The sequence below is a fragment of the Citrobacter sp. Cpa228 genome (assembly GCF_030333085.1).
In the GTDB taxonomy this organism is placed as follows: domain Bacteria; phylum Pseudomonadota; class Gammaproteobacteria; order Enterobacterales; family Enterobacteriaceae; genus Citrobacter; species Citrobacter pasteurii.
Genome location: NZ_JAOWGQ010000055.1, coordinates 202,710 through 217,093 on the forward strand (window position 1 = coordinate 202,710; position 14,384 = coordinate 217,093).

12 protein-coding genes are annotated in these 14,384 nt (G+C 54.0%); 7 read left to right on the forward strand and 5 right to left on the reverse strand.

Annotated features, from left to right (window positions below):
- Positions 1-124: 124 nt before the first annotated feature.
- Entirely contained in the window at positions 125-1,777 is a 1,653-nt protein-coding gene (locus OGX91_RS19535) for an alpha-keto acid decarboxylase family protein (protein WP_040231445.1), read from the forward strand.
- Here the strand turns inward: OGX91_RS19535 and OGX91_RS19540 are convergent, their stop codons facing one another.
- Positions 1,778-3,013: an ion channel protein gene (locus tag OGX91_RS19540; RefSeq protein WP_005122370.1), complete on the reverse strand. Its 1,236-nt coding sequence runs from the start codon at positions 3,011-3,013 to the stop codon at positions 1,778-1,780.
- 204 nt (positions 3,014-3,217) lie between these two features.
- On the opposite strand from OGX91_RS19540, the gene glk reads away from it, so the two are divergent.
- The 6 genes from glk (at position 3,218) to ptsP (ending at position 10,631) form a co-directional block, all read left to right on the forward strand.
- Entirely contained in the window at positions 3,218-4,183 is a 966-nt protein-coding gene (gene glk / locus OGX91_RS19545; RefSeq protein ID WP_286627213.1) for a glucokinase, read from the forward strand.
- Between the two features lie 191 nt (positions 4,184-4,374).
- On the forward strand, positions 4,375-4,701 hold the full coding sequence (locus OGX91_RS19550; protein ID WP_003028254.1) for a PTS fructose transporter subunit IIB: 327 nt from the start codon (positions 4,375-4,377) through the stop codon (positions 4,699-4,701).
- A gap of 20 nt (positions 4,702-4,721) precedes the next feature.
- Positions 4,722-5,969: a PTS fructose transporter subunit IIC gene (locus OGX91_RS19555; protein ID WP_003834874.1), complete on the forward strand. Its 1,248-nt coding sequence runs from the start codon at positions 4,722-4,724 to the stop codon at positions 5,967-5,969.
- 17 nt (positions 5,970-5,986) lie between these two features.
- Positions 5,987-7,072 carry an aminopeptidase gene (gene ypdF / locus OGX91_RS19560; RefSeq protein WP_286627214.1) on the forward strand — a complete coding sequence of 362 codons (1,086 nt, stop codon included), beginning with the start codon at positions 5,987-5,989 and terminating at the stop codon, positions 7,070-7,072.
- On the forward strand, positions 7,072-8,112 hold the full coding sequence (gene ypdE, locus OGX91_RS19565; protein WP_040231440.1) for an aminopeptidase: 1,041 nt from the start codon (positions 7,072-7,074) through the stop codon (positions 8,110-8,112). Before ypdF ends, ypdE begins: the two co-directional genes overlap by 1 nt.
- Before the next feature lie 23 nt (positions 8,113-8,135).
- Entirely contained in the window at positions 8,136-10,631 is a 2,496-nt protein-coding gene (gene ptsP / locus OGX91_RS19570; RefSeq protein ID WP_188232027.1) for a phosphoenolpyruvate--protein phosphotransferase, read from the forward strand.
- 43 nt (positions 10,632-10,674) lie between these two features.
- On the opposite strand, the gene OGX91_RS19575 is transcribed toward ptsP, so the two are convergent.
- The 4 genes from OGX91_RS19575 to OGX91_RS19590 are packed head-to-tail and all read right to left on the reverse strand — an operon-like array spanning position 10,675 to position 14,239.
- On the reverse strand, positions 10,675-10,854 hold the full coding sequence (locus tag OGX91_RS19575; protein ID WP_005129811.1) for a hypothetical protein: 180 nt from the start codon (positions 10,852-10,854) through the stop codon (positions 10,675-10,677).
- A 59-nt stretch (positions 10,855-10,913) separates the two neighbouring features.
- A complete protein-coding gene (locus OGX91_RS19580; RefSeq protein ID WP_286627215.1) occupies positions 10,914-11,777 on the reverse strand; it encodes an AraC family transcriptional regulator in 864 nt (287 codons plus the stop codon).
- Between the two features lie 15 nt (positions 11,778-11,792).
- Positions 11,793-12,527 (reverse strand): two-component system response regulator YpdB, encoded by a 735-nt coding sequence (ypdB, locus tag OGX91_RS19585; protein ID WP_286627216.1) that lies wholly within the window; start codon positions 12,525-12,527, stop codon positions 11,793-11,795.
- Positions 12,528-12,541: 14 nt separating this feature from the next.
- The gene (locus tag OGX91_RS19590; protein WP_086523807.1) at positions 12,542-14,239 is read right to left on the reverse strand and encodes a sensor histidine kinase; all 1,698 of its coding nucleotides are present in this window, start codon (positions 14,237-14,239) and stop codon (positions 12,542-12,544) included.
- Positions 14,240-14,384: the final 145 nt, after the last annotated feature.

Sequence of the window (14,384 nt, forward strand, 5' to 3'; positions counted from 1 at the left end):
CAAGGAAATTTAAATCGCCAAAACTGTACATCCTGCTTTCCACCTCCTTCGCAGCGACATTCCTGGACAGTCATCGCAGTTCTTCGATACTCAACATGAGGTTACCGTCAGAAGGATAGCTGTCATGCAAACCCCGTATTCCGTTGCTGATTATCTGCTGGACAGGCTGGCAGGCTGTGGCATTGACCATCTGTTTGGTGTGCCGGGCGATTACAATTTGCAGTTTCTTGACCACGTCATTGACCACTCAAGCGTGCGTTGGGTCGGGTGTGCGAATGAATTGAATGCAGCGTATGCCGCGGATGGCTATGCCCGGGTAGCCGGAGCGGGAGCGCTGCTTACCACTTTTGGTGTGGGCGAGTTAAGCGCAATTAATGGTATTGCAGGAAGTTACGCGGAATACGTTCCTGTCCTGCATATTGTCGGGGCCCCATGTCGCAGCGCTCAGCGTCGTGGCGAGTTAATGCATCACACCCTCGGCGACGGTGACTTTCAGCATTTCTACCGTATGCAACAGTCAGTGACGGTCGCCAGTGCAGTGCTGGATGAACAAAATGCCTGCTATGAAATTGACCGCGTGTTGCAGGCGATGTTAACCGAAAGACGACCGGGTTACCTGATGCTACCTGCTGATGTTGCGAAGCAACCTGCTACACCACCGAGTGACATACTCATTGTTCCCTTGAGCGAGCCGGAAAGTAGTGTAGCTGCTGCGTTTCGCTATCATGCGCGTGAGCAGTTGCTGGACAGTTCGCGCGTGTCGCTATTAGCCGATTTTCTCGCGCTACGCTTTGGCTTGCAGCCCGTTTTACAACGCTGGATGACGGAAACGCCGATGGCTCATGCCACGCTGTTGATGGGCAAAGGATTGTTTGACGAACGACATCCTGCGTTTGTGGGCACATACAGTGCGGGGGCGAGCAGTGATTATGTGCGCCAGGCGATAGAGGATGCCGGTACGATTATTTGCGTCGGCACCCGGTTTGTTGACACGCTGACCGCCGGGTTTACGCAAAACTTGCCTCTCGAGCGAACTATTGAGGTTCAACCCCATGCGTCGCGGGTTGGGGGAAGCTGGTTTAACATCCCTATGGAACAAGCGGTTACTACGCTACGGGAACTGTGCCTGGAAATGTCGTTTTCACTGCCGCCTGAACGTCCTTATGCCGGGCGTCTGCAGGTTGAGAAAGGCCCTCTGACGCAGGAAAATTTCTGGCATACGATGCAACAGTATCTGGCCCCCAACGACATTATTCTTGTCGATCAGGGCACCGCAGCATTTGGCGCAGCTGCGCTGTCACTTCCTGCCGGGGCGGAGGTACTGGTCCAGCCGCTGTGGGGGTCAATCGGTTACGCTTTGCCTGCTGCATTCGGGGCGCAAACAGCCTTCCCGCACCGTAGGGTGATCCTGATTATTGGCGATGGTGCGGCACAGCTCACCATTCAGGAATTGGGAACCATGCTGAGAGACGGGCAAACTCCAGTTATTTTACTGCTCAATAATGACGGTTATACCGTGGAACGTGCCATTCATGGTGCGAACCAACGATACAATGATATAGCCGGATGGAGCTGGACGCTGGTGCCACAGGCGTTAAGTCGTGAATGTCAGGCGGAATGCTGGCGCGTGAAGCAGGCTGTCCAACTGGAAGAGGTTCTAGCTCGTCTGGCAAAACCGCAACGCCTCTCGTTGATAGAAGTGGTGTTGCCGAAGGCTGACCTTCCAGAACTCTTGCGCACGGTGACCCGTGCGCTGGAATCCCGCAATGGGGGATAGCTACTTATCGGGACGGTCAGCAATCATCATTGGTTTTCCGGCTAATAGCAGCCAGGCCGGAAGCATAACGATGCACAACAGCGGTAGTAGGGTGGTGTCCGGCACCACCACTGCCGCCATAAACAGGCTCAGCCATGCATCACGAGTGACGACCAGTACCAATCCCAGAATGGCGCAGGAGACCGTAATCGCGGCAGGAACGGCTTCGACATGGGCGTGCAGCATCAGCCCCAGCGCGACGCCAACGAATACCGCGGGGAAAATCCGCCCACCGCGAAAACCACTCGCTGCAGCCACGACCAGCGCTGCCAGCTTTATCACCGCCAGCATGAAATAGTCCGAGGCTCCCAGCGTCTGGCTAAATGCCATTTGTTGCATCTCATCCAGGCCCTTAAACAGGGTTAGTGGTCCCCCGATAACACCCAGAATACCGAGGATAAAGCCTCCAACACCGAGGATCAGCACCGGGTGTTTCAGGCGATGCATCAGATGGTGCAAACGAGGCAGGCACCATACGGCCACCATCCCCGCCGCGATAGCAATGGCAGCAACGACCGCGCCGCTGAAGATATCGACCAGATGCATCTGCGTATAGTGCGCGATAGGCAATGAAAAGTGGGGATGAAAGAACAGGCTGGTGGTGAGTGAACCTGCCGCGGCGGCCATTAACGGTGCGAACAGACGATCCCATAGGGGGGCATCGTTGGAGCTGTTCAGCGTTTGCGAAAAGACCAGCGCAGCGGCAACCGGGGTACCAAATAGCGCCCCGATGGTGCCAGCAGAGGCGAGGATGGTCCAGTCCAGCTTTGCAATTCGCGGAAACATGCGGCTACCAATCGCCACTGCCAGCGCAATGTTAACGGTCATGATGGGGTGCTCTGGACCCAAACTGACGCCACCCGCGAGGCCAACAATCAGGGCGGCCAGCAGTCCTGGCAACGCAGACGTCGAGACGGGCATACCGATTAAGGGTTCGCAGGCTGGGTCAGGGCCAGCATGACCATGACTGTAGCGGATGATGAGCCCGACCATGCCCCCGGTAAGCGTGAGCATAGCAATAATCCAGAATGGAGAATCCTGGGCAATACCGATGCTTATGGGCAGACGTTCCCACAAAAATTGCTGTAAAACGGAAGCAACTTTCATCACAGCAATCAGCACCAGACTGGACGCTACACCAATCAGCAGCGCAGGCATTGATAGCAAGAGCATTGTTCTGGCTCGCGGATGGAGCATTTTCTATTCCTTAATACAGTGTCATAGACGTAGTTTGCACAGCCTGCCTAACAGCATCGCTGCAAAAGGTGCTGAAACGATAAAGTAATTCTGTGACCTGGATCGATATTCCACGGGCATCAGCCTTCAGGGCGTTGTTGTTATGCCCCCATGAATTTACAGTGTGGCAAAGATTTATTCTGACTTTAGCGGAGCCGTGAAAGAATGACAAAATATGCTTTAGTAGGTGATGTTGGCGGCACCAATGCGCGTCTTGCTCTGTGCGATATTGCCAGTGGCGAGATTTCGCAGGCGAAAACCTATTCAGGACTGGATTACCCAAGCCTTGAGGCCGTTGTGCGCGTATACCTGGATGAGCATAGCGTTAGCGTCAAAGATGGCTGTATCGCCATTGCCTGTCCAATAACCGGCGACTGGGTGGCCATGACCAACCATACCTGGGCATTCTCTATTGCCGAGATGAAAAAGAATCTGGGCTTTAGCCATCTGGAAATTATCAATGATTTCACAGCCGTATCAATGGCAATCCCAATGCTGAAAAAAGAGCATTTGATCCAGTTTGGCGGCGCTGAGCCTGTCGAGGGCAAACCCATTGCGGTCTATGGCGCAGGCACCGGTCTCGGCGTGGCGCATCTGGTACATGTGGATAAACGCTGGGTGAGCCTGCCAGGCGAGGGGGGGCATGTAGATTTTGCGCCGAACAGCGAGGAAGAAGCGATTATCCTGGAAGTGCTGCGGGCTGAGATTGGTCACGTTTCGGCGGAGCGCGTGCTTTCCGGTCCTGGGCTGGTAAATCTGTATCGCGCGATTGTGAAATCCGACAGACGTTTGCCGGAAAATCTGCAACCGAAAGACATTACGGAACGCGCCCTGGCCGATTCCTGTATTGACTGTCGTCGTGCACTGTCGCTGTTCTGCGTCATCATGGGGCGGTTTGGCGGCGATCTGGCATTAACGCTGGGGACGTTTGGCGGGGTGTACATTGCCGGAGGCATAGTGCCGCGCTTCCTGGAATTCTTTAAAGCGTCGGGTTTTCGCGGTGGTTTTGAGGATAAAGGGCGTTTTAAAGCCTATGTGCAGGATATCCCGGTATATCTGATTGTGCATGATAATCCAGGTCTGCTGGGTTCCGGCGCACATATGCGCCAGACACTGGGGCATATTTTGTAATTGCATCGCAAAAAATCTGCAAAACCGCGTATATCACGCGGTTTTTTTATGCCTGCTGCCCGCCTTTCCGACTTTCGTCACACTTCCTGATTGCGGGATTATTTGTCCAGTAAAAGCATCATTTCTCTGATAACGGTTGTTCCTTTCCTCAGACCATAATTTCACTCGTTAACTATTACGAGGAAATTAATATGAGCAAAAAACTGATTGCTGTTTGTGCATGTCCGATGGGCCTGGCCCACACCTTTATGGCGGCTCAGGCGCTGGAAGAAGCGGCGGTTGAAGCGGGTTATGAAGTGAAAATTGAAACCCAGGGCGCAGACGGAATTCAAAATCGTCTGACGGCGCAGGATATCGCGGAGGCGACGTTAATCATCCATTCTGTCGCCGTCACCCCGGAAGATAACGAGCGTTTCGAGTCGCGTGACGTCTACGAAATTACGTTACAGGACGCGATAAAAAATGCGGCTGGCATCATTAAAGAGATCGAAGAGATGGTTGCCGCTGAACAACAATAATCATCGACAGGGAATCACGTATGGCCATTAAAAAACGCAGTGCAACCGTTGTGCCTGGCGCATCTGGTGCGGCAGCGGCAATAAAAAATCCACCGGCCTCCCGCAATAGCTTCTGGGGCGAACTTCCGCAACATGTGATGTCGGGTATTTCACGCATGGTGCCGACGTTAATTATGGGCGGGGTCATTCTCGCCTTCTCGCAACTGATCGCTTATAGCTGGCTCGATATACCTGCTGACACCGGCATCATGGATGCGCTGAACAGCGGAAAATTCACCGGTTTTAATCTCTCATTACTGAAATTTGCCTGGCTGTCGCAATCTTTTGGCGGCGTGCTGTTTGGCTTTGCTATCCCGATGTTTGCCGCGTTCGTCGCCAACTCTATCGGCGGCAAGCTGGCATTTCCGGCGGGGTTCATCGGTGGTCTGATGTCCACCCAGCCCACGCAGATACTGAATTTTGACCCAGCGACGCTGCAATGGGCAACCAGTGCTCCCGTTCCGTCAACCTTTATTGGCGCGCTGATTATCTCGATTGTCGCCGGGTATCTGGTGAAGTGGATGAACCAAAAAATCCAGCTACCTGATTTCCTGTTGGCGTTCAAAACCACCTTTTTACTGCCCATTCTTTCCGCCATCTTCGTCATGCTGGCGATGTATTACGTGATAACGCCGTTTGGCGGCTGGATTAACGGCGGAATTCGTACTCTGCTAACGGCGGCCGGGGAGAAAGGCACGCTGATGTATGCAATGGGTATTTCCGCAGCAACGGCGATTGACCTCGGCGGTCCTATCAATAAGGCAGCAGGATTCGTCGCCTTTAGCTTTACCACCGATCATGTTCTGCCGGTCACCGCACGCTCGATTGCGATAGTGATCCCCCCGATTGGCCTCGGGCTGGCCACGCTTATTGACCGTCGCTTAACCGGCAAACGCCTGTTCAGCGCACAGCTCTACCCGCAGGGAAAAACAGCAATGTTCCTCGCGTTCATGGGCATCAGCGAAGGGGCGATCCCGTTTGCGCTGGAAAGCCCCATCACGGCAATTCCTTCGTATATGGTTGGCGCCATTGTCGGATCGACGGCTGCCGTCTGGCTGGGGGCAGTGCAGTGGTTCCCGGAATCGGCTATCTGGGCATGGCCGCTGGTGACTAACCTCGGCGTCTATATGGCGGGGATCCTGTTAGGCGCGGTGATTACGGCTCTGATGGTGGTGTTCCTACGTAACATGATGTATCGCAAAGGCAAATTGCTGATTGAAAGCCTCTGATTAAAAGGATTGTGACCATGAGCTTACTTGCCTCACTGCGTGACTGGCTAACGGTACAACACCTCGACGCGATGCTGCTGTCATCGCGGCAGAATAAACAGTCGTATATGGGGATCTCCAGCAGTTCCGGGTATGTGTTTATCAGCCATAACAGCGCGCACATCCTGGTTGATTCCCGTTACTACACGGATGTTTCAACGCGCACGCGTGGCTATCAGATCCATCGGCTCGATGGAACGCAGACGCTGTATTCGCAGGTAAATCACATCATTGCCGACGAAAAGCTGCAAACGATAGGGTTCGAAGGCGAGCAGGTTAGCTGGGCAACGGCGCAAGCCTGGTCAGGCAAACTGTGTGCCCGGTTGGTGAGCGCCGTACCGGATGTGCTCCGGCAGGTGAAAACGGTGCAGGAGATAGCCTGCATTCGCGAGGCCTGCCGAATTGCCGACCTTAGCGCTGAACATATTCGCCGCTTTATTCAACCCGGTCTCAGTGAGCGCGAAATCGCCGCCGAACTGGAGTGGTATATGCGTACGCTCGGCGCAGATAAAGCCTCTTTTGACACCATTGTCGCCAGCGGCTGGCGCGGTGCGCTGCCACACGGCAAAGCCAGCGACAAGCGTGTCGAGGCGGGTGAGTTCATCACGCTGGATTTTGGCGCACAGTATCAGGGCTATTGTTCGGATATGACGCGAACCTTTCGCATCCCGGACGCCAGCCACCCCGCGGAAGAGAGCCCTCTGTCTGCCGTGTATCAGATTGTGTTGGCGGCGCAGCGTGCGGCGGTGGCGGCAATTCGACCCGGGCGGCGCTGTCATGAAGTGGACGAGGCTGCTCGCCGGGTGATTGCGCAGGCAGGCTACGGCGATAATTTCGGCCACAATACCGGACACGCTATCGGCATTGAGGTGCATGAAGATCCCCGTTTTTCTCCCTCTGACGCGACTCCTCTGGCGGCTGGCATGCTGCTCACCGTTGAGCCGGGTATTTATCTGCCGGGGCAGGGCGGCGTGCGGATTGAGGATGTGGTGCTGGTGACGCCAGACGGCGGCGAGGTGCTCTACACCATGGCGAAAACATTGTTACACACGGGAGAGGCGTAATGGACTTATCGCTACTGAAGGCGCTGAGCGAGGCGGATGCGATCGCCTCTGCAGAACAGGATGTGCGGCAGATCTTGCTTGAGGAAGCGGATCGTCTGCACAAAGAAGTGCGCTTTGATGGTCTGGGATCGGTGCTGATCCGTCTGAATGAATCAACCGGTCCGAAGGTAATGATTTGCGCGCACATGGATGAAGTGGGATTTATCGTGCGCAGTATTTCCAGCGAAGGGGCGATTGATGTCTTACCGGTGGGAAATGTGCGCATGGCGGCCAGACAACTGCAGCCGGTGCGGATCACCACCCGCGAAGAGAGCAAAATCCCCGGTCTGCTTGACGGAGAGCGTAACGGCAACGAGGTCGGCGCGCTGCGGGTGGACATTGGCGCGCGCTCTTATGAAGAGGTGCTTCAGGCCGGTGTGCGCCCGGGCGATCGCGTCACCTTTGATACCACCTTTCAGGTTTTGCCGCACCAACGAGTGATGGGCAAAGCCTTTGATGACCGGCTTGGATGTTATTTGCTGGTGGCGCTGCTGCGCGAATGGCATGACGCCACTCTCCCTTGTGAGGTTTGGCTGGTAGCCAGCTCCAGCGAAGAAGTGGGGCTGCGCGGAGGACAAACGGCAGCACGCGCGGTCGCGCCGGATGTGGCGATCGTGCTGGATACAGCCTGCTGGGCCAAAAACTTTGATTATGGTACGGCCAACCATCGGCAGCTCGGTAAAGGTCCGATGCTGGTGTTAAGTGATAAATCGCTGATTGCACCGCCAAAGCTGACGGCTTGGGTTGAAAGCGTGGCCGCTGACGCGGGCATTTCCCTGCAGCTCGATATGTTCAGTAATGGCGGCACCGACGGTGGGGCGGTGCACGTCAGCGGCACAGGGATCCCAACGGTTGTTATGGGACCCGCTACGCGTCATGGGCACTGCGCGGCGTCGATTGCCGACTGTCGTGACATCATTCAGACGCAGCAGTTATTGTCGGCTCTTATTTCACATCTTACGTGCGAAACCGTGGCTCATCTGACGGATTTCAGGTGCTGATTTCGCGCTAATCAGGAGTTGTTATGCTAACGATTCAATTTCTTTGCCCGTTACCCAATGGCCTGCATGCGCGCCCTGCGTGGGAGCTGAAAGAGCAGTGCAGCCAGTGGCAAAGTGAGGTGATATTGATTAACCATCGCCAGAATGCGAGGGCGGATGCGAAAAGCTCGCTGGCGCTGATCGGTACCGGGACGCTGTTTAACGACAGCTGTAGCCTGACTATTAGCGGTCGTGATGAAGAACAGGCCCGGCGAGCGCTGGAGGAGTATCTCCAGCACCGGTTTATTGACAGCGACAGCGTTCAGCCGACGCAGGCGGAACTGGCGGCGCATCCGTTGCCGCGTTCGTTGATTCGCCTCAACCCAGACCTTCTTTATGGCACCGTGCTGGCAGGCGGCGTGGGGGCAGGTCAGCTCACGCTGTGGCAGAGCGATAATCTGGAAAGCTATCGCGCGATTGAGGCGAGTGCGGAAGATAATACCCGGCTGGAGCACAGTCTGGCGACGCTTGCCGAACAGCTCAATCAGCAGCTGCGCGAGCGCGATGGACAGAGTAAAGCCATCCTTAGCGCGCATCTGTCTCTGATTCAGGACGACGAGTTTGCCGGGAATATTCGCCGCTTAATGCTGGAGCACCATCTGGGGCTAGGCACGGCGATTATCGCCAATATGGAACAGGTGTGCGACAAGCTGTCGGCCTCCGGTAGCGATTATCTGCGCGAGCGCGTCAGCGATATTCGTGATATCAGCGAACAGCTGCTGCACATCACCTGGCCTGAAAGACGACCGCGTAATGCGCTGGTGCTGAATAAATCGACGATTCTGGTTGCTGAGGACTTGACGCCCAGCCAGTTTTTAAGCCTCGATTTGCAACATCTGTCTGGCATGATCCTCGAGAAAACAGGGCGCACCTCGCATACCCTGATCCTCGCTCGCGCGTCGGCTATTCCGGTGCTTAGCGGCTTGCCGCTGGAAGCTATCAGCCGGTATGCTGGACAGCAGGCGGTGCTGGATGCCCGCTGTGGGGTTCTGGCCATCAATCCGGATGATGCGGTTCGCGGCTATTACGCGATTGCGCAGAGGCTGGCCGATGAATGCCAGCGGCAGCAGGCGCTTGATGCCGCCCAGCCCGCGCTGACCAAAGATAATCAGCGTATTGACGTTGCGGCGAATATCGGTACCGCGCTGGAAGCGCCGGGAGCGTTTGCCAATGGCGCGGAAGGGATTGGCCTGTTTCGTACTGAAATGCTGTTTATGGACCGCGACAGCGCGCCTGATGAGCAGGAACAGTTTGAAGCCTATCAGCAGGTCTTATTAGCCGCGGGGGACAAGCCGGTTATCTTTCGCACCATGGATATCGGCGGCGATAAGAACATTCGCTATCTCAATATTCCGCAGGAAGAAAACCCGTTCCTGGGCTATCGTGCGGTGCGGATTTATCCGGAGTTTGCCGGACTGTTTCGCACGCAGTTACGCGCCATTTTACGTGCGGCGACCTTCGGTAATGCGCAACTGATGATCCCGATGGTACACAGTCTCGACCAGATTTTGTGGGTAAAAAGCGAACTGCAGAAGGCGATGGTTGAGCTAAACACCGACGGTTTACGCAATGCCTCAACTATCCCGCTGGGGATTATGGTTGAAGTGCCGTCGGTGTGTTACATCATCGACCATTTCTGCGATGAGGTGGATTTCTTCAGTATTGGCTCAAACGATATGACCCAGTATCTGTACGCCGTCGATCGTAATAATCCGCGCGTTTCGCCGCTGTACAACCCGATTACGCCGTCGTTTCTGCGTATGTTGCAGCAGATTGTCCGCGTGGCGCACGAACGCGGTAAATGGGTGGGCATTTGTGGGGAACTGGGCGGGGAAGGTCGCTATTTACCGCTGCTGCTGGGTTTAGGACTCGACGAGCTGAGCATGAGCAGTCCGCGTATTCCGGCGGTGAAAAGTCAGCTTCGTCAACTGGACAGTCACGCATGCCGTGAACTTGCCATGCGCGCCTGCGAGTGTCGTAGCGCTCAGGAGATAGAAGATCTGCTCAACCTGTTTGCGCCGCAGAAAGATGTGCGTCCGCTGCTGGCGCTGGAGAATATTTTCGTTGGCGAGCCACTGACCAACAAAGAGCAGGTGATTCAGTTTCTGTGCGGCAATCTTGGCGTTAATGGGCGGACTGAACATCCGTTTGAGCTGGAAGAAGATGTCTGGCAGCGCGAAGAGATCGTCACCACCGCCGTCGGCTTTGGCGTGGCTATCCCGCACACCAAATCCCAGTGGATCAGCCACTCCAGCATCAGCATTGCCCGGCTTCTGCAGCCTGTTGACTGGCAGTCTGAGATGGGGGACGTGGAACTGGTGATCATGCTGACGCTGGGTGCCGATGAAGGCATTAACCACGTGAAGGTCTTCTCACAGCTGGCGCGCAAGCTGGTGAACAAGCAGTTCCGCCAGTCGCTGTTTGCCGCTGAAAATGCTGATAGTATTCTGGCGCTGCTGGAGGCGGAACTGACGTTTTAAGATTGCCAGCAAGAGTGGATAAGAGGGTCAGAAAGGGAAATTATCAATCAGAGAACGGTAGTTTTCCGGCCCTCAACAACGTCATCTCTTGTCTGCAGAGCAGCACCACCGCTTCGCGACCTTTTACACGGTGGGTGGTGAGAGCCTTTTTCACGGTCCGACGATCCGCACCTGATTCCAGCATCTGAAAACACATCAGGGAGAGTGCACGTCTGTTTTTCATCGTATATTCACTTTATTGAGTAAGCCTGTGGGGTATTAAACCCGTTGATGCTGTCTCAATCAACGTGCAGACTGAAAACGTGCGCCGTACTCTCCCGGCGTCAGACCAAACTGACGCCGGAACAGGCGGCAGAAATAATCACTGTCCTGATACCCACACCGCTGCGCGACTTCGCTAATCGACAGATGGTATTTCTGTAATATGATGCGTGCCTTGGCCATTCTGACCCACCGCAGATACTCGACAAACCCCATGGTGCCGTGCCGGGCAAACACTTTTGACAGGTGATTGGGGGTGATATTAAAAAACTGCGCTACGCTTTCCCGGGTCAGCGGTTGGGCATAGTTATCCTGTACCCAATTACACATACTGTGATAGAGAAATTCAGTGCGCGGGCGCTCTGTCTCAGGGCGCGTATTCACCACGCTACGACACAGATGCAGCAGGCTAAGCACCAGCGGTTGAATGATATCCTGGGCCTGAGGAGAGCGGCTTAAATGGGTTAATGCGGTCAGCATCGCCTCACCTTCGCCGCGCTGCGGATGCGGTAACTCAATGCGGCGCAGCGGGCGCAACAGCGATGCGGTTCGGTTATCGTAAAATGAGAGCCCCAGCCAGGCCGGAGAAAACATCAGGCTCAGCAGCATCACGGGCTTGTCGCTGCCGGGTAGATTTGCCGCTTTCGCCGGGATAAACAGCATGTCGCCTTCTGGCAGACTATGCTGCTTGGTTTCCAGCCGGTTGCTGTATTCGCCACGCAAAACGATATCGAGGCGTGGAAGATCAATACATAAACTACCGCCTGGTAGCGTGGTGGGCTGGGTCGCGAACCATACGCGCCCCAGGCGCTGCGGGTTTAATACCAGGCCGCTGAACAGATCGGCGAAAAACTGTTGGTCTGCGGGTAGGCCTGGCTCTTTCATCGCTCTTTCTCTGCGCTATAAATGCATTAACTGTCTGAACTCTTTCACTTTACTCCGGCTAACCGGGATTTCAAATTCCAGATCTTTTAATCGTAAAATATAGGTGTTGTTAAACCATGGTTCGATCTCGCGGATTTTGTTCAGGTTTACGCAGAATGAGCGGTGGCAGCGGAAAAAATGTGAGGCAGGCAGTTTGCTGCAAAATTCGGTGATGTTCATCGGCATGACATACGATTCGCGTCGCGTGTAGACGAAGGTCATCTTTTCATGGGCTTCAGCGTAGTAAATATCGTTGATTGGCGTAACGATGATCCGCTCGTCTTTGATCAGGTTGATCGTATCGTTTTCACGCGTCACCAGGCTGGTAAGGGGGGTTCCTGTTTGCTGCTGCTGCCAGGCCGCCTCCAGTTTTTGCAACATGCCGACAATCCGTGATTCCTGGTACGGTTTCAGAATGTAGTCAAACGCTTCCAGTTCAAAGGCTTCAACAGCGTGTTCTTTCCAGGCAGTAATAAACACAATAAAGGGTTTATGCGCGAACTGACTGATGTTTTGCGCCAGCAGCACACCATCCAGTGACGGAATATTAATATCCAGAAAAATAGCGTCAACGCGGTTGTGCTGCAGGTATTTAAGTACATCCAGACCGTCGTCAAATGTGCCGACAATCTCCATCTGGCTGTGCTCTTTTATCAGCCAGCTAAGTTCCTGTTGGGCCAGGAATTCATCTTCAACAATGATGACTTTCACAACTTAACTCCTGGTTAAAGCAATAATGTGGCCGGGGCTGCTGCAGGTGAGTGCTGGTTTGGCACGTAAAAGGCAATCTCTGTGCCAGGCTCAAGACGGCGGATATGTAGCCCTTCGCCGTACAGGAGTTTAACGCGGTGATGCACATTCAACAGGCCAATTTTATTGCCCGGCATTTCATTGGACTCAACGCGTTCAATGACTTTCGGATCGATACCATGACCGGTATCTCTGACGGCAATGCGTACCCGATTACCACATTCCGCCACGCTGATAGTGACCACACCTTTCCCTTTGCAGGGTTGGATCCCATGGACGATGGCATTTTCAACCAATGGCTGAATCAGCAGGCTGGGAATAAAACAACTGACCTCTTCATCAATATCATAAATAACCGTCAATTTATCGCCAAAACGGGCCTGCTCAATGGCAATGTAATCCTTAATTTGATACAGCTCTTTCTTGATATCGATCTGCTCATCATCTTTTAATTCAATATTATAGCGAAGATAGCGAGATAAATTAAAAATGAGCTGGCGTGCAGTGTCCGGGTTAAGCCGCACTGACGATGAGATCGCGTTTAACGCATTAAACAGGAAATGGGGATTTATTTTACTTTGTAGTGCCCGCAACTCTGCCTTATTTGCCATTTCACGTAGCTGCTCGGCGCGGGAAACCTCAAGCTGAGTCGAGATAATTTGTGACAGACCGATAGCCATTTCTTGTAATGAAGAGGTGATCTGGTGGGCATGGCAGTAGTAGATTTTCAGCGTACCGGTGACCACACCTTTTTCCCACAACGGTATTACCAGCATGGAGTGTATTTCCGGCGTGCGATGTGCTTCATCATTGTTCTTTATGATGATTTTTCCGTAATTTATCGCCTGCTGGGTGGTAGGGCTAACGAAATCATCGTTATCGCGGTAGTTCAGTTCGCCAACGCCGACATAGGCCAGAACGTGCTGGGTATTGGTGATCGCGACGGCATCGGCATGAATATCATGGCGAATAATTTCGCACACCTGGCGTAGCGACTCGCTATTGACCTGACGAAAAAGCGGCAGGGTTTTGTTAGCGATATCCAGCGCCAGTTTAGCCTGTTTTGCCGCACTGGCTTCTTTCTCTCCTTCCACGCTTTGTACCAGCATGACGATAAAGCCGATACAGACGCTGCCAAGGATCATTGGGATACCGATTTTCGAGACAATATCCAGCCCCAGTTCGGTAGTGGGGGCCCAGGCGACCACCAGAATCATGGTCAATGACTCGCACAGCATCCCGCCTAAAATACCGGCGCGCCAGTGTTGCGCCTTAGGGATTTTTCGGTTGATCCAACCCGCAATACAGCCAGCAAGGATACTGGTAATAAAACAGGGAAGGGCGGTAACACCCCCAATATCAATCAGATAACGGTGTGTGCCCGCGATGAGTCCGGTAATGATACCGACCCATGGGCCGAACAGAATTCCTCCTGACATCACGGCGATAATTCGCACGTTCACCAGTGAGCCTTCTACCGGTACACCAGACCAGGTGCTGAACAGGGCAAACATGGAGAAAATGGCAGTAACGGCGAGCAGCTCTTTCACCGAGTGAGCTGACTTGTGCAACAGTTCGCGGAACAGGCGGATACGAATCAGGAAAAACAGACAAAAAAGCATCAGCGCTGCCCGATCAAAGACCGCCAGCAGCATATTGAATATTTCGTGCACAGGTGACTCTTGCGAAGGGGTTAAACCTCTATGATAGGTAACCCGAGGCAGGATGACCAGCATCCCTGTCAGCATGGGATAATGAGGAAAAACCACAATATTAAAAGGGGATTGTTGCATGATTGTTGTATTTACAATACATCTC